This window comes from Pseudomonas coleopterorum, assembly GCF_900105555.1.
GTDB classification, from domain to species: Bacteria; Pseudomonadota; Gammaproteobacteria; order Pseudomonadales; family Pseudomonadaceae; genus Aquipseudomonas; species Aquipseudomonas coleopterorum.
Window position 1 is genome coordinate 1 of sequence record NZ_FNTZ01000002.1, and the last position, 19,002, is coordinate 19,002.

Sequence of the window (19,002 nt, forward strand, 5' to 3'; positions counted from 1 at the left end):
GCTGAAGGCGTGGAAACGCATGAGCAGATGAACAGCTTGCACGAGCTGGGCTGCGACGCCTGGCAAGGTTACTTGCTCTCCAAGGCGATATCGGCGGAGGAACTGACCGACTTCTGCAAGCTGACAGACATGGCCAACGACCGCTTTCTGGTCGTGCCGGACTCACAGTAATGGACCTGCTCACGCTGGTCCTGGTGTGTGCTCCCTTTGTTTCCAGCAACACGATGATGGCCGTCATGCAGCACGAGTCGGGCGGCAATGCCTGGGCGATCGGCGTGAATGGCAAGCATCGGTTCAAGAAGGCTGATAGTTACCAGGCAGCGGTCAGTGAGGCCCGCCGCCTGATCGCGGCCGGGGCAAGCATCGACATGGGATTGATGCAGATCAACTCCAAAACGATGGTGGGCCTGGGGCTCACGGTCGAACAGACGTTCGATCCCTGCACCAATGTCTATGCCGGCGGCGTTGTGCTGACACGCAATTACGTCAGGGCATCCGGACAGTTCAGCGACCCGCAAAGCGCATTGCTGGCTGCATTGTCGGCTTACAACACGGGCAACTTTCGTTCGGGCTTCAAGAACGGCTATGTGGGCTTTGTGCTGAATCAAGCGCAGCGCTTGCCGGCCAACCTGCAAGGAGGCGTCAAATGAGGCGATTGTGGCTCTGTCTGCTTCTGGCCCTGCCCGTTCATGGTTTTGCCTACTGCTTCCAAGCCGCCGGGCAGCGTCAAGCGGTGGATCCCTTGCTGCTTGAAGCGATCGCCATTCAGGAAAGCGGCCTCAGGCAGAACGCTATAAACCGCAATTACGATGACAGCGGCAAGCTGCGCAGCACCGACTACGGTGTCATGCAGATCAACACCGCCAATGCCAACAAGCTGGTCCAGATGGGGCTGATTCGGCAACCCGATGATCTGCTCAAGGATGCCTGTTTCAACGTTCAGGCCGGCGCCTGGGTATTGGCCCGCCATCTGCGGGTTTGCGGCAACACCTGGCGATGCCTGGGCTCCTACAACGCAGGGTTTCATCCCTCGGCCAAGCAGGAAGCCAGGCGGCTGCTGTACGCCCAATTGATTCGAAACATCTACGACCGCCTCAAGGCGCGTCGCGCACCGCCTGCTCACCTCGCCATTCGTTAATGACTGCATCCCGCGCAGGGGTGTAGGGAGACTTTCCATGAAGCATCTTCTATTCACTGCTCCTGCGGTGGCCTTGCTGCTGGCCGGCTGTCAGGCGTTTCAGCAAAAGCCCGCGGTAACTGCCGCACCTGATCCCGCTCTTGTGCGCCTGGTTGCCCAGCAACAGGTGCTGTGGCAGGAAGGTGCGCTCAACACCGTATCGCCGCTGCCGGCCGATGCCATTCTGGCCAACACCGACGTGGTGTCAGTCAACTGGTCTGGTGACGCCGTGGAGCTGCTGTCGCACGTTGCCAGGCAGCGCGGGGCACGCTTCAACTGGACCGGCGTACGCCTGCCGCTGCCGGTCAATATCCATGTTCAAGGTGTGACCTATCAGAACCTGCTGCACATGATCCAGATGCAGACCGCCTGGCGGGCCACGCTGCATCAGCTGCCCAGTCAGCTGACCTTGGCGTTCATGCAGGCGCAGCCCCCGGAGCAAACCCGAGGTCGTCCATGAAAAGAATGCTGCTGGCCCTTATCTGCGTGCAGGGCCTGGCAGGATGTGCTCAAACCCAGACAGCCACCCCGTCTGATGCGCCGCCTGCCATGGACCGCTACCTCAATGCGACCAAACCTGATCCTTCACAGGTTTCCGACACACGTCGCCAGTTACTCGAAGAAGCGGGCCGCACCATCGGCTTTCGCGGTGGCAAGGCTCAACGCTCGTGGGAGATTCGCCAAGTCCTGGACGTGCGCTTTGGCCGACTGGAAGTCATCTACGACTTCAAGACACTGATCAGCAAGCAGGGCTGGTTGCCGCCGGTGATCGATGAGGCGCTGGACGTGGCCCACATCACCCCCGGCCAGATCCGCACGTCCAATCATGTCTACGAAATCATCGCGCCGGAGCGGTTTGTCAGCAATCCGCCGTCCTGGCGGACGTGGCTGCTGGCAGGCCTTTCAACCACTGCCACGGATGGACCTGAATCAGCGGTCATGCCGGAGAACAGCGTGCAGAAGGCGTTGTGGCAGACCGCGATCAAAAAAGGCTGGGAGGAAGGGCGCATCAGTGCGGATCACACCCTGGAAGCCAACTTCAACCGATTGACCCGCGATTACCGGGGCATGTTGCTGTACTCCCAACTGCTGCGGCAAGGCTTCATCACCCGGCCTGTGGTGACCGATCAGCAACAGACGGTCACAGGCGATCGGCAGAAGCTGATGACGGGCGATCGGGTACGGACGATCAAGGAAAACGCAGGTTTTGTGCCTGATAAGACTCAATGGCAGCCGGTGATCCGGAAGGAAAAGCCATGATAGATGCAATCCAATTCAGCCCCTTCGACTTCGGCCACGGCGTCAACGACCTGTCGATGCGAGAGTTCTTCGTGTGGTGTGCTCGGCAAAACGTCAGCGACATCCACATCCAGGGTGGCAACAACCTGGTGGTTGATCAGTATGGCCGTAAACGTCGGGCCAGCGCCTTCGTCCTGGCGGACGATACCTTGGGCAAGATGATCGATGACATCTTCAGTCCCGAGGTCCGGTCAATGGTCAAAGGCGGCCGTCCGGTGGACCGGCCCTTGCAGCTGGACGGTGACATGCACAACCGCTACGGACTGGAGCGCGGCGAGCGGTTGCGCTTTCGCTGCAACTTCGTGCAGGCCACGGCAGGCCGACTCGACACCACCATCGCCGTGACCATGCGAATCATCCCCACCGATATCCCTGATATCACGCAGATGGGGATCGAGGCCGATCTGTTCGAAGCGCTCTTGCCTCCCAATGGCTTGGGCATCCTGGGTGGTATCACGGGATCGGGGAAAAGCACCCTGGCCGCAGCAGCCTATCGGTACTGCCAGACAACGGATCCCGACCGCAAGATCACCACGATCGAGGATCCCATCGAGTTTGTGCTGGGTCGCTCCGAGGACATCCTGCAGCCCACGCAGTTGCAGATCAGGCGCGATGTTGAAACGTATGCAGAGGCGATTCGCGCGGACCTTCGACGAGCGCCGTCGATCATTGGCATCGGTGAGATGCGCGACCTGGAAACCTTTCAGGCAGGCGTTCTGGCCGGCCAGCTGGGTCACTTCAATCTGACCACGATGCACATCCACTCACCCGGTGAGGCCATACCGCGTTGCCTGACCATGGTGCCGGCAGAAATGCGCGAGGCCACGGCCCGCGACCTGCTGGGCGTGCTGCAGTACATCGTGGTGCAAAAACTGCTGCGCACCACCGATGGAAAGCGTAAGGCCGTGCGCGAATACATCGTCTTCGACGACCCGCTGCGCACCAAGCTGGCAGAGCTGAGTTACACCCAGTGGGGGCAGCACATCGACAGCATTATTCGCCTGGAGCAGCGGCGCATTGCCGACCAGGCCTGGCGACTGTTTCAGCAAGACATCATCGAGCAGGCAGAGCTGCGCATGGCCATGACCGCTAATCAACAACGCGCGTTTGAACAAGGAGTAGCGGCATGATTCGAGCCACCCGTCGTTTTCTCATTCCGGCGCCCATTGGGGTGCTATTTCTAATTGCCAGCGCTGTGCAGGCTGCGCAGGTTGAAGTTGGTTTCTCCCCTGAAGGCAGTGCAGAGACACTGGTGGTCAATGTGATCCAGAAGGCAGAACACCAGGTGCTGCTGATGGGATACAGCTTCACCTCGCCAAGCGTGGTCAAGGCGCTAATTGCGGCCAAACGGCGCGGTGTGGATGTGCAGGTCGTGCTCGATGCGCGGGGCAACGAAGGCAAGAGCAGCCAGGCGGCGATGAACCTGATAGCCCATGCCGGCATCGCGGTGCGGACCAACGCGGCCTACAAGATCCAGCACGACAAGGTGATCATCACCGATGGCCGAAACGTTGAAACCGGATCGTTCAACTACTCGTCGGCCGCTGCGCATTCGAATAGCGAGAACGCCCTGGTGCTGTGGGATGTTCCGGATGTGGCCAAGGTATACACCCAGCACTGGCAGTCGCGATGGGACAAGGGGCAAGCCTACCAGGCGGGTTACTAGCCAGGCCTCTGGCTAACTAATTTAGACACGGTGATTCATGGAGGAATGTCTATGTGTGAAACGTATAGAGACCTGCCTGAAGAGGACCGAAAGGCCTTCCAGGATATCGTTGAGTTGATCACCACCATCACAATGGAAGAGGTCTTGGCGCTGTATCACTGTGCCTCCGGCCTGGTTCGTTGCGAGATTGAAAATGCTGTCCGGCAACTGATCCGGCAGGGTGATCGCGCGTTGTCAGCGCAATTCCCGGAATGGGCCTCTTAGCCTCTCATTGCCACACCCCTTCCCCTACCTCTTGCACCTTCAGACTCACGGACTCATTGGCGGCGGTATGCGCTGAGAAAGGCCTTGATCTGCGTTGCTATGGGAGCAACAAATGACTGTTGAAAAGTCGGATCGACCGTCGGGTTTCTGGCGCAATGCTTCGCGCCTGCTCAATCTGTATGGCATTCCCGCACCACTGTTCCTGCTCTACCTAGCCTGGTTTCGCTTTCCATCGTTCACGACGATTTATGTGGTGAGCGGACTTATTGCAGGGTTTCGCCTGCTCTCGCATTTCGGGTGGACGTACAAAGTGCTGATTGCGCGACTGGTGTACCTGGTGCGCGGCAACAAGCTGTCCGGCCGGCCCTGGTGGTACCGACGTTTCACCGAGGGGGGCTAGAAAATGGCACTATCCATTGAACAGGCTAAAGCACTCGTAATCGAGTTTTGCGCGACCTACCCGGTCGCCGCCAAAATCGGCTTTAAAATCAGAGAGACGCAGGAGGAATTATATGGACCACAAGCCACCCGAGAAGCCGCAGGAACCATCCTCGGTTCATTTCATCCAGGACGACAACGAGCCCTTTTCGCCACTTCCGGATTTCGCGACGAGGCACACTTTAGACGAGTTGTTAGGCACGAAATACTTGGCCACTTTGGAATTAATACGTTCCATCCAGAAGAAAAACGAGCGCTCCTAGAAGCGATCGTTGAGGCCCGCGATCAACCGGGCCTGCGAGACACATGGGCCATTGTAGATCGTGTCTATCCAGGTATCAGCGAGCTGCGCAAAGCCGAGGAGGTTTACGCCTTCTCCTGCGAAGACATCGAGCCCCACGTTCGCACCCTTGCATCACCTGGCGCTCAAGCGCTGCAGCAAGCCTGCATTGATCGCCGGCGGCCTTTGACCTTCGAAGATCTGATCAACCTCACCACCATGGTGGCCGAGGGGCTGCACGACCGTACCCGATCGCAGCAAATCTTTCCCGAATCCGATTCTGCCCAGTTCAAGCAGGACTCCCCCATGAAAACTTCCGAATACCCGGTGTGGCTCGCCGTGCAGCCTGACGATCGCGAAAAAATGCGCGCTGCAGCCGGACAACTGAGCAATGGTCGTTCGGCTGTTGGCTGGGACAAAGAAGAAAAGCTTTGGTACGCCCGGCCTGGCTGCGACCTCAATCGCATCCAGGAATGGTTGCCCGATCGCAGCATGCGGGCAGGAGGCGGTGATCCTGAAGCTCAGTTCCTGGACGCGTTGACTCAGGCAGGGCTGGTCATCAAAGGAATGCCCGTGATGAATGGTGTTCGTCAGCGGGTGCCCACCATTGACGACAAGGGCAGCAAGACCAGCGGTGTTTACTGCGGCTATCTGGATCGAAAGCCAGCGGGTTGGTTTATCAATTACCACCAGGCTCAATCTTCGAAGGACGTATCCAACTGGGTAGCGACAGGAGGCGAAGCCGACCCGGTAGCCCGCTTGCACATCCGGGCTGCGGCCAAGCAATCTCGGGAGGATGTTCTTCGCGAACGCGCAGCGTTGCATGCAGAAAAGACGCTAGAAGCGAAAACGCTTTACGACCAATTACCCGCTGCCGACCCCTCGCATCCTTACCTGGTGCGAAAGGGGATCCCCCCGACGCCCGAGATTCGTCAAACACGAAACGGCGCCCTGGTGGTGCCGTTTTTTTCTGCCCAAGGAACCTTCAAGACCCTGCAATACATCCCGGAAACGGGAGACAAGCTGTTGTTCAAGGATGCGCCGAAGCAGGGGAATTACCTGGTAGTCGGTGGGACGTTGGAGCCTGGCCAGCCGATCCTCTACGCCGAAGGCTATGCCACAGCGCGCAGCCTGAACTTGGCCACTGACCGCCCGGTTGTCATGACTATCGACGCCGGCAACATGGTGGTGGTCGCCCAGATCCTTCACCAGCAGTTTCCCGACACCTCTCATGTATTCCTGGCCGACTTCGACCACGCCAAAGCCGAGAACAAGGGTTTGATCATGGCCACGGAGGCTGCAGAGCTGGTCGGTGGCAGGGTGCTTTACCCCGCTTTCAACGAAAGCGAAATCGCCCAAGGCTTCACCGACTTCAACGACCTTCACCAATCACGTGGCCTGGATGCTGTGCGCGACCAGACCGCTCCACTATTCATGCACCCCGCCGAGGTGACCGCTGTGCAAGAACAACCCGACCTTGACCTCCAAGCCAATCCAGATGACATGCCATCGGTGGACCTGCAAAGCGAAGCGGCACAGATCGCAGCCTACGACCTGCAGCAGGCAGAACTGGAACGCCGAGGCTACTTGAGCAATGAGCAAAAACAGGCTGAAGATCTGGCCGCTAATGACCCTGCGAAACTGGCAGATCTGCGCATCCAGCATGATGCGCAAGTCGTTGAATGGAGCAACGCTCGGGCCGAAGCCATGGCCAATCCACTGCCGGAGCCTGTTGTTCCAGCGGCAGAGCAGCCAGTGACTGAGACTGCCCCCTTGGATCCTCGAAACGATGCGGGCCCAGCTGATGCCACCAACCTGCACGCTGACTCCGATCGCCGGGGCTACTTGAGCAATGAGCAAAAGCAGGCCGAGGATCTGGCCGTTGACGATCCTGCGAAGCTGGCAGATCTGCGGACCAAGCACGACGCTGAAGTCATCGAGTGGAGCAAGGCTCGTGGCGAAGCCATGGGCAACCAGCGAAAGCGAAAGCCATATGCCGATTTGCCCGATCCGCCTGAGTTCGTGGTAAAGAGTGTCACCTCTATTCCAGTGGATCGCGAGCCTGAAACTCCGATGGAAAGTACGCTGAACCAGCACGACGACCCGATTGAGGCGTCTCCACTGGCACCGTCTGTCAAAGCCGGCGACCCCTCTGCTGCCGAACCTGAGGCTCCTAAGGCAGTAGCTGAGGATCTGGTTGCTCTCATGCCGCGTCGGCCTGTTATCGATAAGCCCCCTGCTACAGAAGCCCTCGTGGATTTTATTGATGTTGGTCCACGGATCGGCAAGGACGAACCACCGCTGCAACCCAGCCAGATCGACAAGGACAGCTTGCTGACCCGCATCACAACCGAAGCGCAAAACGACAACTCGGTGATGTACAAGCTGGATAACGAGCCGGCGTTTGTTGATCGAGGCTCGCGTCTGGAGATGGTACCCGGCGCCGGGCAGAGTGATGAAAAGATCGTGGCAGCGCTGCTGACAGCGGCGCGATTCTACCGAGGCCAGATTGAGCTGACCGGCAGTGATGCCTTCAAGGCCAAAGCGATCGAGCTGATTGCCCAAAACCAGGTCAATGTCTCGATGAAGAATCCGGCCCAGCAGCTGATGCTCGATCAGGCTCGAAAGACCTTGAACCTACCCGTGGTCAAGGCCGATGCCATCCACGGCGATACGCCGGCACCGTTTGATCCTGCTCCACCTGCTCCACCTGCTCCACCTGCTCCACCTGCAGCGCCTGTAATGAATGTTGCGGCAACAGGGGCGACAGCCCCGCTGAGCCCGAGCGCACCAGAGCAACAGGCGACACCGCAGCCTGTCAGTACGGCCTACGCTGCGCTGGATGCTCATGTCCCAGTTCAGTCTGCGCCCATACCGGCGCAGTCCGGGCCGTTGGATGACGCACCGCTGTTAGGTGCTGAACAGCCATCGCAAGAGCCTAAACCTGTTGCCCAGGAGCATCAGCGCACCGTTAGCGCCGGGATTGATCCAGCCATCCACCAGCTCTCTGCGTCTGCAGCCGAAGGTGTTACTGGCAAAGTCCTCAGCTGCGGCAACGCACCGTTTCGCTTCGATCCGAACAATAGCGAAAGCGTGCACGTCAAGCTGCGGACCAAAACGGGCATACAGACGTTCTGGGGCATGGAGTTGGCTGGATTGCTGCGTGAGACGCGCATCGAGCCAGGTCGCATGGCGACCCTGCAGTATCTGGGCGAAATGCCTGTCACAGTGAGGGCTCCGGTCAAGGAAAATGGCGTGGTGGTGCGCTTCGAAGAACGCAAGACTCACCGCAATCAGTGGTCAATGACACTGCTCAATGGTCCAACGGTGCGCACTGGCGATGATCAGGGCGTGAAGATGGTCGCTTATGACGCTGCCCGCTTTGCCATGATCCAGAACTCAATCGTCGCGCAGCTGAACGTGCCTATCGACGCACCGCCTCGGCCGGCAGAAGGCTTGTTCTGGATGACGCCCAATGGGCAAGGCAGTGCAAAAGCAGGTGACCCGTTATCGGCGCCGCGTCCTCCGGTAGACAGCGAGAACGTGGGGAAACCGTTGATGAGCAGCTGGTCGCCCAACGGCCAGCTGGACATGGCGCTGTTTCGTGGCGATGGGCCGTACCTGCAGGGCGTGGTGCGACAAGGTGATAAGTACCAGCATGTGCTGGTGAGCCTGCCCGGTCATCCCGAAGCCCCGCCGATGGTCATCAACCAGATCACTGACCAGGGCCTGGTGCCGATCGGTGTCGGTAACGGCATCAACCGTTCCGGTGGCGAGCCGGTAGCGCGTGAGCATATCGCCTTCAAGCTTGAAGGCGATCCGGCGGTGCGTGTGGGCAAGCTGGATTTTCCGGCCGAGGTACCGCCGGCATTGCACGACAGGCTTGGCTTCGACCAACGCTGGAAGGACACCAACACCCTCCCAAAGTCGTCACCGGCAGCGGCACCCACGGCGCAGCCCAGCGCGCCGCGCCAGTCTTGAACCGTTAATCACAAGAGATAAACCATGATCAAGAAAAGCATGTGCTCGGCACTGCTGATGGTCTTGTGCTGCCTGCCGGTTATCAGCGACGCGGCCGTGTGTCGCTCGGGCGAAGCTGCCCAGGCAGGCAGCAAGGCGGGGTATGACCAGGCCCGCCAGGCCGACGAAGCTTGGGCCGAGCGCGAACGCATCATCTCCGAACGGCTGCAAAGCTGCCTGTCACGCATCCGAAAAACCCGCGTCATGCTGCCGTCATTTCCCAGCCTGCAGGACGTTCTAGATCAGGTGGCGGAGGAGATCTGCAAGGTGGTAGTGAAAGAAATCAACGATCAGCTGCCGACGAGTATCGATCCTTGGAAGAAACTATGAGGGCACGATGATGCAGACAACCAATGACACCATGGTGGTGCCAGAGCAAAGCGCGCTACAGGCGACTACGGCTCATGAGCAGGCGTTCGTGCATGCCCAAAATGCCCAGCGGCAACGCGAGCTGGGGGTAGCGTTTGCGCATCGCTGCCTGACCGCGCTGATCTGGGTGGGCAGCGCACTGGTTCTGGCGATCGTCGTGATCGGCATGCTGGCCTGGCAAGTGGCTCATCCGCCGGTGAAGTACTTCACTACGGAAAACGGCCGCGTAGTGCCGATCAAGCCAAAAAACGAGCCAGCGTTCAGCGACAGTGACGTATCAGCTTTCGGCGCTGACACGATCCGTCGAAGCTTCACGCTGGACTTCATTCACTACCAGGACCAGATCAACAACGTCAAAGACGATTACGACGACGTGGGTTACTCGGGCTACTTCACTGCGCTGAACAGCTCCAACATCCTGGCTTCGGTCAAGGGTCAGCGGATGAACCTATCCGTGGACGTGGGTCCGGGTCGCATCCGGGCCAAGGGGCTGCAGGGTGATGTCTACGCCTGGGAATACCAGTACCCGGTGACGTTGAAGCTCGATGGCCAGGTAACCGGCAGTCCTGCGCAGCGTTTCATCTTTACCCAGCGCATACAGCGCGCGGATGTCCAGGTAAAGAGCAAGGGCCTTGAGGTCGTACAGCTCATTACCAGCGGCGCCAATTAAGGAGTAGTGACCATGACCGTGGACGACGAAATCCGCGCCGCGTTGGAGTGTCCGGCCAGCAGCTATTGGCTGCGCGATGCCTTGAGGGCAGCGCTGAACCGCGACAGTGTGGACGCTGCCAACGACGCCGAGAAATTGCATGACCTGTTGTCGCGTCGCTGCGACTGGATATGGCGATCCTTGCCGGTGGCCATCGAAAGTGACGCTCATGAACCCGGCCTTTGAAGAGGCTCTGCAGGCCCGCTTGTTGTGGATGCAGGTGCGCAGCTGTGGCTCTCTAGGTCTTCACCACCTGGCGGGCCTGGCTGCGCATGAGGCGTATTGGCGGGTTGAGCGACTGGCTGTGAAGCAGGCGCATGGTGACCTCCCGTACGGAGCCAAATGTCCGCCATTGCTGATCGATGTGCCACGACTGGCGACGCTTTATGAACAGGCCTATCACGATGAAGCGCTGGTAGTGGAGGAGGAGCGGAAGGAGGCAGCGCAGCTGCAAAGACAACGTGACAAAGAGCGGCATGCGAAGGCCTGTATCGAGCGCAACGACTGGGAAGCACTGGATCTGCCGACGCCTGAACATCTGTCGGCTGAGCTGTACGCAGGTAAAGGCGAGCGTATTGATGGGCACTTCCTGCACTACGACTCCGACGACGGCATTGTCTGGGTGGACAATCCCTACGGCGTTGAAGGGTGTCTGGGTGAAGAACCCACCGTTGCGTTGTGTCGTCGGTTTCTTAGCCGGATTGCCAAAGGCGGCATGTACGGACCTGAACCGTAGCCGCTTGCCTCAGGCCTCTATCCGCTTTGCAGTCACTTCAATGAAATGCCAAGCCGCGCAGGGTTGATTACTGCGTCGGCTCATCTTGCAAGGAAACCCCTATGAAAATCTCAATGGCACTGGCCGTCTGGCTCGTGACGGGCAGTTATGCCTGGGCGGCAGAGCCGGATACAGCCCAAACCCCTGCCAGTGCGCCTTCCAACGAATGGCAATCCACTGCGGGCAAGGGCAAGGCCCCATCAGGCAATGATCCGCTGCCGCCGCCGCAATCGGAGTTGTACAACCGGGCGGTGGAAAGCGAAACGCCGCTGTCTCCGGGTGAGGTTCGGCAGTTGCTGGACAGAAAGAACGAGGTAGAACAGGCGATCAGCGCGCCGCAGATGGCTGTGGTGCCCAAGATCAGCGCGCTGACGGTCGACCTCGCACCAGGTGCGAGCCTGCCGTTGATCCGCACCGCTGTGAACTACCCCAGCTCAATCTCTTTCATCGACAGCACAGGCGCGCCCTGGAAACTGGGCGCACCGCCTATTACCGGCAACCCCAACGGCTTCACTTCCTACTGGTTGCCCAACAGTCCAGTGCTGGTGGTGTATGCCAACAAGCCGTACCAGAGCGGCAACGTGACCGTGTACCTGGAAGGACTGGCCGTGCCGATCATTCTTACGGTCAGCAGTGGCGAATCCGATACGCCGGCCAAGACCTGGGCAGTGGATAGCCGTCTGGATCTGCGCATTCCCCGCCGTGGGCCTAACGCTGTGGCAAATGCGGCACCTGAAAGCCGTATCGGGCTGCACGACAGCACGCTGCAGGCGTTTCTTGACGGCATACCGCCCAAGGAGGCGCGTCGGTTGAAAACCAGCGGTGATGTGCCCGACACCACGGTCTGGCAAATGGGCGATGACCTGTACATCCGCTCGCGCGCAGACATTCGCGACGAGTTCGAGGCCACGCTTTCATCAGCCGATGGCACACACCTGTGGAAGCTGCCGGTGACGCCGTATGTGTCGTTTTCGGTGCTCGGACGTACCTCGGCCCTCACTGTGGCACTGGAGTAGATATGGCAAGTGAACAGGATGCAGGACGGGTTCAAAAGGTAACTTGGGCGTCCATTTTGTTAGTGATAGGGGGCATCCTTGCCGCAGGCTATGCCTTGATATCCTGGCTGAATAAGCCGCCTGAGCAAGTCTCCCAGGTCAACCTGGATCGGGTTAGCGGTGCCGTTCCAGGCAAGATCAGTGAAACCGCGGCTTATCGCGAGCAGCTGGATGAGTCGAACCGAAAAGGCGCAATGCAGGCCCAGGCGGAAAACAAGACGTACATTGCAAGCCTCCAGCTTGAGCAGCAGCCCATCGTGCCGGCGGCCACCAAAAAAACGCCGGACAACCCCACTGCCGGCAATGAGTCGCGTCAAGGTGAGCAGTCTGACAACGCCGGCGGCAATGGCAACGACAACAACCAGAATGATCGCCGCAATCAGGCACTGGACAAGTTCCTGGCCCGGCTCAACCCTCAAGGAATAGAGCCGCGCATCACGGGCCTACAAACAGCACGGGTGCTGGGCAGTGAAGGTTCCGGAGCTGGTCAGGGCGGCGCAGGTGCGGTTGATGGCAACTATCAACAGTGGAGCCAGAGTCTGGGCGGTGGCGTGCGCACGGTGTCCACCAACGGTGCTACATCTGGTTCAAGGTCAGGCTCGGCGCCGGTGGTGCCGATCGAGGTCATCCCGCCGTACTGGCGAGGGCCTGGCTACATCGACATCGGCGTGGACTCGGACAACAGCACGACGCCGGTGCTTGGCAAGATCGCCACGGGCACCTATGCAGGGGCCGTACTCAAGGCCTCCGACGGCGCCAAGCTGACCGGCGAAGGCGTGGTGATTCACTTCACTGAAATGGCCTACAAGGGCATCAACTACAACGTCGATGCCTACGCCCTGCAGGAAGACAGCCTGCTGGCCAACGTTGCCACCGATGTGAACCATCGCTACATGTCGCGCATCGTGCTGCCGGCCCTGCTGGGCGGTATCGGTGGCATTGGTGAGATGTACTCGCAAGCCAATACTCAGCTGGTCAGCAACGGTTTCAACAGTCAGGTGGTGCGTCCCGGCCTGCCAGACGGTGCAGCCGTGATAGGCGCGATGGCCGGAGGTGCAGCAGGCCAGGCTGCGAAGGTACTGACTGAAGACGCCCAGCGCGTGCCGGCAACTCAAGTCACCGTCACAAAAGGCCAGGTAGTCGCGATTCAGTTCATGCGTGGGGTGTATTCAGGTGATGCCATCGCACCTGGTCAAGGTGGTGACACGGTGAAAGCCGCTGTGCCGGTACGTTCAGCTAGCCAATCAGTTCAGCAACCCCGAACCGATGATCAATGGAACGCGGCTGCACGTCAGCAAATCCAGGCCCAACAACAGCGACAGGAGCTTAATTGATGAGTGAATTCTCTCCCCAGGCGGCTCCCATACCGCCACCGGCGCACACACCGCCTGCCAACACCGATCAGCACTGGCTCAAGCGTCCGATCGTAGCGGGCCAGTCCATTCCGTGGCTGGCATTGTATGCCGTGGTATTCATGGTTGCCGGATGGTACTTCTTTGCGCCTGAATCTCAGTCGAGCCCCAACCAGTTGGCCTTCGGCAACCAGCAGTTGCAGTCAACTGCAGAGCCCAGCTCGATGAGCTTTGATAGCCCGACGCAATCCAGCGCGCCGTTACCAGCGTTTCAAGGTGCTGATCTTTCACAGATGCAGGATCAGGTCGCGGCCATGGTTGCAGGTGTGCGCACCTACAGCGAGGGCAACCGCGAGGCCATCACCAAGCTGACCGCTTCGTTAAAAACAGTCATCGAGAATCAAAACGTGCTGCAGCAGCAGATCCAGGAGCTGCAAGCCAAGCTTGCGCTGTCATCTGCTCCGGCCGCAGCGACGCAAGCAAGGCCTGTGGTCAGGGCTGTGGCTAGACAACCTGCCCGCACTACAACAGCCCCTGGACCGCTTGCGAGCATGCACTTGAGCGCAGTGCAGACCGGAATGGCCTGGGTGCTCTGGCAGGACAAGACCTGGGCGGTTCAGGTCGGGGATACCTTGGGGCCGGTCACGGTGACCGGCATTGACGCGCCGTCGCGTCAGGTGCACACCAGTGCCGGCACCTTGCAGTGAGGTAGGTCATGTCTGGCTCCAAAGACGCTATTCAGATCCTGGTCAGCTTTGCCAATGGGCTGCTGGGTGCATTCGTCAACCTGATGTTCACCCTTGGCGCTTTGTTCGCGGTGGTCGGTGCGGCTACTTACCTGGCTCACCAGGCCAACATGCGCAAGGCGCCAGGGCAAAACCAGAGCATGGGCAAAACCATCGCCATGCTGCTGATTTGCGGTGGTCTGGCTGGACTGGATCAGGTCATCGGCGCAGGCGCTCGGCAGCTTGGCTGGCAGGGAGCTTCGTTCGACGCCATCAGCTATGTGGACGTGGGTACCTTCGGCGTGGCAGCCAATGCGGCTAACGCGGTGTTGACCCTGGTACGCATGCTGGGTGTGATGTTTGCCCTGCAGGGCGTCATGAGCTGGAAACGATCCCTCAAGGACGGCCATACCGGACTGTCTGCCGGGGAGGATGTCTCCAAAGGCACGCTCAAATTCATCATCGGCGTGCTGTGTGTCTGTAACCCCTACTTGCTTGATGCAGCGCAGAAGTCTCTAGGCCTGCTCTGATCAGGCTGCATCCTTTGCGCTGACGCGCTCCTCTGCTGTACCGCTTTTTGCTCCACCCGCTTCATTCGCTCCATCACTCGCTACTCAATCACTCAATCGAAACAAGGAACTGAACATGTCCCGTCACATGCTGCTGTCTGTCTGCGTGCGCGTAACTCTGCTCAAAGACAAGCTGACCCAACACTTCGCCAAGGGCCTGGTCGCCGTCGCTGCGGCCTCTCCCGTCCTTTCTCATGCCGATGGCAGTGACATTGCCGGCATGGTGACCAGCACTGCCACCGGCGGTACCACCATCACTAAAGGCGCTCTGAGCCTGGCCCAGATGGTCGGAGTGATCTTCGTCATCGGCGCCTTGATCGCCGCGAAGAACAAAAACGACAACCCACAAATCAAGGTCTCGCACATTGCCGGCGCCCTGATTTTCGGCGTCTGCCTGATCGCGGTACCGGAAATCATCAAACGCTCGCAAAGCCAGGTCGGCTTGACGCCCATCAACGTGGGCTGATCAAAAGCAGCCGTGCGGTGGCTCTGCCGCCGCTCGGCATTGAGGATACGGATATGCAAAGTGACGCCATCGTCATGCACGACGAAGAGAAAGGTCAGGGAAATGCTGCAGGGGTCGGGCGGCACTCTGGACCAGAAAGCGGAGCCCAGCTGTTGAGCGAACCTCTGGTAGACATTGATCTGCTGACCGGATTGCCACCGTCGACGCCTCTTGAGCTGGATATCAGCGGCGATACTGACCTGCCGGTACCGATAGCTGCATCAGGCGATCACTGTGATTGCTGTGCACTGACTACAAACAAATTGTGGCAGGGAGCCAGGGCGGGCCTGGAAGAGGCTCACGCCGTCTGCACCCTGTGTTATTTGACCGGCCATCTGGATAGTCCTACTGCGGCTCATGGTCGCCTGGCCTATCTGCCGGGTCTGGACACCACAGATGCCCTGCACCTGCAGCGCCGTGCCCTACTGGCCATCCTGGGCGGCGATGAAGCCCAGCAAGCTCATGGACAGAGGGTATGGACGTGGATGGACAACCATTCGCGCGAGGTCGAGGCCGCCTGGGGCACCGCGCGGGCTGGTGAGTTTGCTCAGGCCATGAAGCGCCTTCCGCCCTACAAGCGCAGCCAGCTACAAGCCCGACTCTCAGGCTGCGTACTTATGCTGCCCGCTGACATGTTCGATGACCTGAACCTATTGCTGCCCTCGGGCAATACCGTGCAAGCGGCTTTGTCTTCACAGCATTGGGACGCCTATATCCGGAGTGATCTGTATGTCTAAAGTGGTTCGCTGGGTGGAAAGCCTGATCACCACCGTTTCACGCTTTGCCATCTCTCGGGATTTGCCCGATTACTGCGATCTGGAAACAGTGATCCGTCTGACCGATGACGATCGCGTACGCCATCCGCAGCTCAAGGCCCCATATATCGCGGTCACCGATGCCGGCGACTACTGCACGGTGTACGCCGTGGCCGGCAGTTTCTGCGATACCGACGAAAGCGCTGCAATAGAAGCACCTTATTCATGGGCAGGGCGTCTGTCGCGCATGACCCAGAACCTGACGGCCTCCTACCGTCGTCATGGGCACAAGATCAGCCTGGTGTTTGATTCAGAACCCGAAGGCGGGGGAGCCGAGGTGGCCGCGCGTCTGGCCCCGCAATACCGCTCGATCGCCCGTACCAAGATAGACATGGCGCAGATACTGGACGAAACGCAGGAAAAGCTTGCCCCGTGGGTTTCGCGCGAGCGCTGCTACCTGGTGTGTTACACCGGTCGCCAGTCGCTGTCCTCGCACGAGCTGGTTGATGAGAACAAGCGCCTGAGTGCGCTGATCGAGCAGAGCCCGCAAGCGCGCTTCGGACAAAACCCGGTGCTGGCCGAGCTGACCGGCCTCAAGATCCGGCACGACAGCTTTCTGGACGTGGTGGAACGTGCCATGGGTGATAACGGCCAGGGCGTGATGCTTGAGCGCATGGACATTCATGCGGCGGGCCGCGCACTGCGTGAGCAGGTCGACCGACTGGGCACATCGCCGCTGTGGCAGCCGCTGCTGCCCGACGATCCAATCACCCCGCATGGCATCCGCAATGAAGAGGACCACACGCCGTTTCTGGCCCCGTGGCTCAAATTTCAGCTGATGAACCAGGACATCGAAACCCGAGGCAACAAGATCTGCGTCAATGGGTTGTGGCACGGCTCCTTGTCGGTCGAGCTGGCCCCGCAGTCCCCGGAAAGCTTTGCCAAGCTCAAGGCCCTGGTGCCGCGAGAAGTGCCATGGCGGGTGCGCATGGATCTGATGCCCGGCGGCATGGCAGCGCTGAGAACCAAGAAAGGTCTGCTCGATGTCATGGCATTTGTGCCGGCGCTCAAACCCATCTGGGCCTCGATCGAAACCCTGAGCTACATCGAGCAAGAAGAGCCGGTGTGCGTCATGACCATCATGGCGTCGACGTGGGGCCGCAGTCCGGAGGCAGTCACCCGCAACCTGACCCTACTCAAGCAGGCGTTCGAGGCGTGGGGCATCTGTGGGGTAACGCTGACCTTCGGTGACCCGGTACGGGCCTGGGCAGCGACTCTACTGGCTTCCAGCAAAGGCAGTGGCGTGCATCCGCTGTATCCGCCGCTTTCAGAGGCCTTGCACCTGCTGCCGCTAACCCGACCGGCCTCGGCGTGGGAGGAAGACGGCAATGCGTTGTTTCCGACCCTGGACGGCAAGCTCTACCCGGTAGGCTTGGCAACCAGCAAGCAGAACAAACTGACCAATGTCATCTGCGGCTCACCAGGTCTGGGCAAATCGGTACTGCTCAACCGGCTGGGCAACACGCAGATCACCAGTGCCCAGCAGAATTTGCCGTTTTTCGCAGGTGTCGACAAAGGCTTCTCGATGCAGGGGCAGATCATGCTGTTGCGCGACGGGTTGCCGGAAGAACGCAAGGATGAAGTGATCGGGATCGTGCTGCAGAACAGCCCAAAGCACTGCCGCAACCTCTTCGATATCCAGCTGGGCGCGCAGTATCCCATCAGTCCGGAGCGCAACTGGATATCGAACATGCTGACGGCCATGTGCATCGATCCGTCGACCGGCGAGCCGCCTAATGCAAAAGACACGGCACAGATCTTCAAGCGTGTGATCGACCTGGCCTACACCACCAATGCCGAAACCAGCCCACGTGGCTACGTTCAGGGCTTGTTGCCGGCGGCTGACAAGGCGTTGCTGGCCAGTGGGCTGATTGAGCGTCATTCGCCTCATTGGTGGAGCACGGCGACCTGGTATGAAGTGCGCGATCTGCTGTTCGAAGCTGGCTACGTCAGTGAAGCGCAGCAAGCCCAGTTCCAGGCGGTACCGGAATTGGCTGACATGACCACGTGTTTGAACCACGAGAACATCAAAACGGCTTTTGCGACAGTGCAGCGCGATGGCAGCAATGAAAAGCTGCTGGACTACCTGAGCCGCTGCATGACTGAGGCCTGTAGCGAATACCGGATGCTGGCCGGGCGCACCGAGTTTGTGATCAGCCCGCGCACGCGGGTCATTGCGATCGACCTGAACAACGTCATGGGCGATGGCAGTGCGGCAGGGCATCTGAAAACCGGATTGATGTTCCTTTTTGCCGGCGAAGTCGCCGGCGGACATTTCGTACTGCCGCAATACCGTGACGAACTGCTGGAGGCGGTTCTACCGCTCTACCACGATCTTCACAACGAGCGCCTGGAGCAGTTGGACCAGGAGGTCAAAACCAAGGTGTACGACGAACTGCACAACGTGGCCAAGGTGAATTTCATCTTTCCCATGCTGGAAACCCAGGACCGGGAGCAGCGCAAGTTCGGCGTGCGCACCGTGTTGTCATCCCAGTACGTGCGCGACTTTCCCAAGGCTATTCTGCAGTCGGCCAACTCGCTGTTCATGATGGAGGTCGATCCGCAAGACGAGGCCATGCTGACCGAGCACTTCAAGGTGCCACTGGTCACCATCCGCAACCTGCAGCGCCAGGGCTCGGGTGCTGCGCAGGACGGGAGCGGCGTGCCATTTCTGGGCGTGTTCCGTATCAAGGGCGGTAATACGCTGGCCCGCATCCTGAAAAACGCCATGGGTCCCCTGGAGCTGTGGGCCTTGAACTCATCGGCCAGCGACAGTGCGCTGCGCAAGATCCTCTATGAGGAAGTGGGTGGCACTACGGCGCGCTCGATCCTGGCCACTGAATTTCCGCAAGGCTCTGCATCCAAGGTCATCGAGCTGCGACAACGCCAGGCCCAAGAGGCTGATGCCGGCAACGTTACCCGCACCCTGGCCCGCGAGCTGATCACCAAGCGCGGCTACAACCTCTAAAAGACATCCAACAGGA

General features: G+C 59.6%; 20 protein-coding genes. All 20 read left to right on the forward strand.

Annotated features, from left to right (window positions below):
- Window positions 1-170: 170 nt before the first annotated feature.
- The 20 genes from BLV18_RS21810 to BLV18_RS21905 all read left to right on the forward strand — a co-directional run bounded on the left by BLV18_RS21810 (window position 171) and on the right by BLV18_RS21905 (window position 18,986).
- Window positions 171-650 carry a lytic transglycosylase domain-containing protein gene (locus tag BLV18_RS21810; RefSeq protein WP_090362529.1) on the forward strand — a complete coding sequence of 160 codons (480 nt, stop codon included), beginning with the start codon at window positions 171-173 and terminating at the stop codon, window positions 648-650.
- Window positions 647-1,138 (forward strand): lytic transglycosylase domain-containing protein, encoded by a 492-nt coding sequence (locus tag BLV18_RS21815; protein WP_090362532.1) that lies wholly within the window; start codon window positions 647-649, stop codon window positions 1,136-1,138. The genes BLV18_RS21810 and BLV18_RS21815 overlap by 4 nt, the downstream gene beginning before the upstream one ends.
- Before the next feature lie 37 nt (window positions 1,139-1,175).
- A complete protein-coding gene (locus BLV18_RS21820) occupies window positions 1,176-1,637 on the forward strand; it encodes a DotD/TraH family lipoprotein (protein ID WP_090362535.1) in 462 nt (153 codons plus the stop codon).
- Window positions 1,634-2,437, forward strand: coding sequence for a type IV secretion system DotC family protein (locus BLV18_RS21825; RefSeq protein WP_090362541.1), 804 nt, complete (start codon window positions 1,634-1,636; stop codon window positions 2,435-2,437). The genes BLV18_RS21820 and BLV18_RS21825 overlap by 4 nt, the downstream gene beginning before the upstream one ends.
- Complete coding sequence (gene traJ, locus BLV18_RS21830) at window positions 2,434-3,606, forward strand: plasmid transfer ATPase TraJ (protein ID WP_090362544.1); 1,173 nt, start codon at window positions 2,434-2,436, stop codon at window positions 3,604-3,606. Before BLV18_RS21825 ends, traJ begins: the two co-directional genes overlap by 4 nt.
- Window positions 3,603-4,142, forward strand: coding sequence for a phospholipase D family nuclease (locus BLV18_RS21835; protein ID WP_090362547.1), 540 nt, complete (start codon window positions 3,603-3,605; stop codon window positions 4,140-4,142). Before traJ ends, BLV18_RS21835 begins: the two co-directional genes overlap by 4 nt.
- A gap of 114 nt (window positions 4,143-4,256) precedes the next feature.
- A complete protein-coding gene (locus tag BLV18_RS22425; protein WP_167375991.1) occupies window positions 4,257-4,406 on the forward strand; it encodes a hypothetical protein in 150 nt (49 codons plus the stop codon).
- Between the two features lie 112 nt (window positions 4,407-4,518).
- Window positions 4,519-4,806 (forward strand): IcmT/TraK family protein, encoded by a 288-nt coding sequence (gene icmT, locus BLV18_RS21845; RefSeq protein ID WP_090362553.1) that lies wholly within the window; start codon window positions 4,519-4,521, stop codon window positions 4,804-4,806.
- A 3-nt stretch (window positions 4,807-4,809) separates the two neighbouring features.
- A complete protein-coding gene (locus BLV18_RS21850; protein WP_090362556.1) occupies window positions 4,810-9,105 on the forward strand; it encodes an LPD7 domain-containing protein in 4,296 nt (1,431 codons plus the stop codon).
- A gap of 24 nt (window positions 9,106-9,129) precedes the next feature.
- The gene (locus tag BLV18_RS21855; protein WP_244156985.1) at window positions 9,130-9,474 is read left to right on the forward strand and encodes a conjugal transfer protein; all 345 of its coding nucleotides are present in this window, start codon (window positions 9,130-9,132) and stop codon (window positions 9,472-9,474) included.
- Window positions 9,475-9,481: 7 nt separating this feature from the next.
- Complete coding sequence (locus tag BLV18_RS21860; RefSeq protein ID WP_244156986.1) at window positions 9,482-10,183, forward strand: DotI/IcmL/TraM family protein; 702 nt, start codon at window positions 9,482-9,484, stop codon at window positions 10,181-10,183.
- Window positions 10,184-10,195: 12 nt separating this feature from the next.
- On the forward strand, window positions 10,196-10,408 hold the full coding sequence (locus BLV18_RS21865; protein WP_090362558.1) for a hypothetical protein: 213 nt from the start codon (window positions 10,196-10,198) through the stop codon (window positions 10,406-10,408).
- On the forward strand, window positions 10,392-10,958 hold the full coding sequence (locus BLV18_RS21870; RefSeq protein ID WP_090362561.1) for a hypothetical protein: 567 nt from the start codon (window positions 10,392-10,394) through the stop codon (window positions 10,956-10,958). Before BLV18_RS21865 ends, BLV18_RS21870 begins: the two co-directional genes overlap by 17 nt.
- 101 nt (window positions 10,959-11,059) lie before the next feature.
- Window positions 11,060-12,013, forward strand: coding sequence for a DotH/IcmK family type IV secretion protein (locus BLV18_RS21875; RefSeq protein ID WP_090362564.1), 954 nt, complete (start codon window positions 11,060-11,062; stop codon window positions 12,011-12,013).
- A 2-nt stretch (window positions 12,014-12,015) separates the two neighbouring features.
- Entirely contained in the window at window positions 12,016-13,386 is a 1,371-nt protein-coding gene (traO, locus tag BLV18_RS21880; protein ID WP_090362567.1) for a conjugal transfer protein TraO, read from the forward strand.
- The gene (traP, locus tag BLV18_RS21885; protein ID WP_090362570.1) at window positions 13,386-14,111 is read left to right on the forward strand and encodes a conjugal transfer protein TraP; all 726 of its coding nucleotides are present in this window, start codon (window positions 13,386-13,388) and stop codon (window positions 14,109-14,111) included. The genes traO and traP overlap by 1 nt, the downstream gene beginning before the upstream one ends.
- Before the next feature lie 8 nt (window positions 14,112-14,119).
- Window positions 14,120-14,659 carry a conjugal transfer protein TraQ gene (traQ, locus tag BLV18_RS21890; protein ID WP_090362574.1) on the forward strand — a complete coding sequence of 180 codons (540 nt, stop codon included), beginning with the start codon at window positions 14,120-14,122 and terminating at the stop codon, window positions 14,657-14,659.
- 115 nt (window positions 14,660-14,774) lie between these two features.
- Window positions 14,775-15,164, forward strand: a complete 390-nt coding sequence (locus BLV18_RS21895) for a DUF6750 family protein (RefSeq protein WP_090362579.1) — start codon at window positions 14,775-14,777, stop codon at window positions 15,162-15,164.
- 53 nt (window positions 15,165-15,217) lie between these two features.
- Entirely contained in the window at window positions 15,218-15,940 is a 723-nt protein-coding gene (locus BLV18_RS21900; RefSeq protein WP_244156987.1) for a conjugal transfer protein TraT, read from the forward strand.
- Window positions 15,933-18,986: a putative type IV secretion/conjugal transfer ATPase gene (locus tag BLV18_RS21905; protein WP_167375992.1), complete on the forward strand. Its 3,054-nt coding sequence runs from the start codon at window positions 15,933-15,935 to the stop codon at window positions 18,984-18,986. Before BLV18_RS21900 ends, BLV18_RS21905 begins: the two co-directional genes overlap by 8 nt.
- The last annotated feature ends 16 nt before the right edge of the window (window positions 18,987-19,002 follow it).

What these genes read in the sequence shown, in the direction of transcription:
- BLV18_RS21810 (WP_090362529.1), top strand. Translation starts at nt 171, where the DNA reads ATGGACCTGCTCACGCTGGTCCTGGTGTGTGCTCCCTTTGTTTCCAGC.
- BLV18_RS21815 (WP_090362532.1), top strand. Translation starts at nt 647, where the DNA reads ATGAGGCGATTGTGGCTCTGTCTGCTTCTGGCCCTGCCCGTTCATGGT.
- BLV18_RS21820 (WP_090362535.1), top strand. Translation starts at nt 1,176, where the DNA reads ATGAAGCATCTTCTATTCACTGCTCCTGCGGTGGCCTTGCTGCTGGCC.
- BLV18_RS21825 (WP_090362541.1), top strand. Translation starts at nt 1,634, where the DNA reads ATGAAAAGAATGCTGCTGGCCCTTATCTGCGTGCAGGGCCTGGCAGGA.
- traJ (WP_090362544.1), top strand. Translation starts at nt 2,434, where the DNA reads ATGATAGATGCAATCCAATTCAGCCCCTTCGACTTCGGCCACGGCGTC.
- BLV18_RS21835 (WP_090362547.1), top strand. Translation starts at nt 3,603, where the DNA reads ATGATTCGAGCCACCCGTCGTTTTCTCATTCCGGCGCCCATTGGGGTG.
- icmT (WP_090362553.1), top strand. Translation starts at nt 4,519, where the DNA reads ATGACTGTTGAAAAGTCGGATCGACCGTCGGGTTTCTGGCGCAATGCT.
- BLV18_RS21850 (WP_090362556.1), top strand. Translation starts at nt 4,810, where the DNA reads ATGGCACTATCCATTGAACAGGCTAAAGCACTCGTAATCGAGTTTTGC.
- BLV18_RS21855 (WP_244156985.1), top strand. Translation starts at nt 9,130, where the DNA reads ATGATCAAGAAAAGCATGTGCTCGGCACTGCTGATGGTCTTGTGCTGC.
- BLV18_RS21860 (WP_244156986.1), top strand. Translation starts at nt 9,482, where the DNA reads ATGATGCAGACAACCAATGACACCATGGTGGTGCCAGAGCAAAGCGCG.
- BLV18_RS21865 (WP_090362558.1), top strand. Translation starts at nt 10,196, where the DNA reads ATGACCGTGGACGACGAAATCCGCGCCGCGTTGGAGTGTCCGGCCAGC.
- BLV18_RS21870 (WP_090362561.1), top strand. Translation starts at nt 10,392, where the DNA reads ATGAACCCGGCCTTTGAAGAGGCTCTGCAGGCCCGCTTGTTGTGGATG.
- BLV18_RS21875 (WP_090362564.1), top strand. Translation starts at nt 11,060, where the DNA reads ATGAAAATCTCAATGGCACTGGCCGTCTGGCTCGTGACGGGCAGTTAT.
- traO (WP_090362567.1), top strand. Translation starts at nt 12,016, where the DNA reads ATGGCAAGTGAACAGGATGCAGGACGGGTTCAAAAGGTAACTTGGGCG.
- traP (WP_090362570.1), top strand. Translation starts at nt 13,386, where the DNA reads ATGAGTGAATTCTCTCCCCAGGCGGCTCCCATACCGCCACCGGCGCAC.
- traQ (WP_090362574.1), top strand. Translation starts at nt 14,120, where the DNA reads ATGTCTGGCTCCAAAGACGCTATTCAGATCCTGGTCAGCTTTGCCAAT.
- BLV18_RS21895 (WP_090362579.1), top strand. Translation starts at nt 14,775, where the DNA reads ATGTCCCGTCACATGCTGCTGTCTGTCTGCGTGCGCGTAACTCTGCTC.
- BLV18_RS21900 (WP_244156987.1), top strand. Translation starts at nt 15,218, where the DNA reads ATGCAAAGTGACGCCATCGTCATGCACGACGAAGAGAAAGGTCAGGGA.
- BLV18_RS21905 (WP_167375992.1), top strand. Translation starts at nt 15,933, where the DNA reads ATGTCTAAAGTGGTTCGCTGGGTGGAAAGCCTGATCACCACCGTTTCA.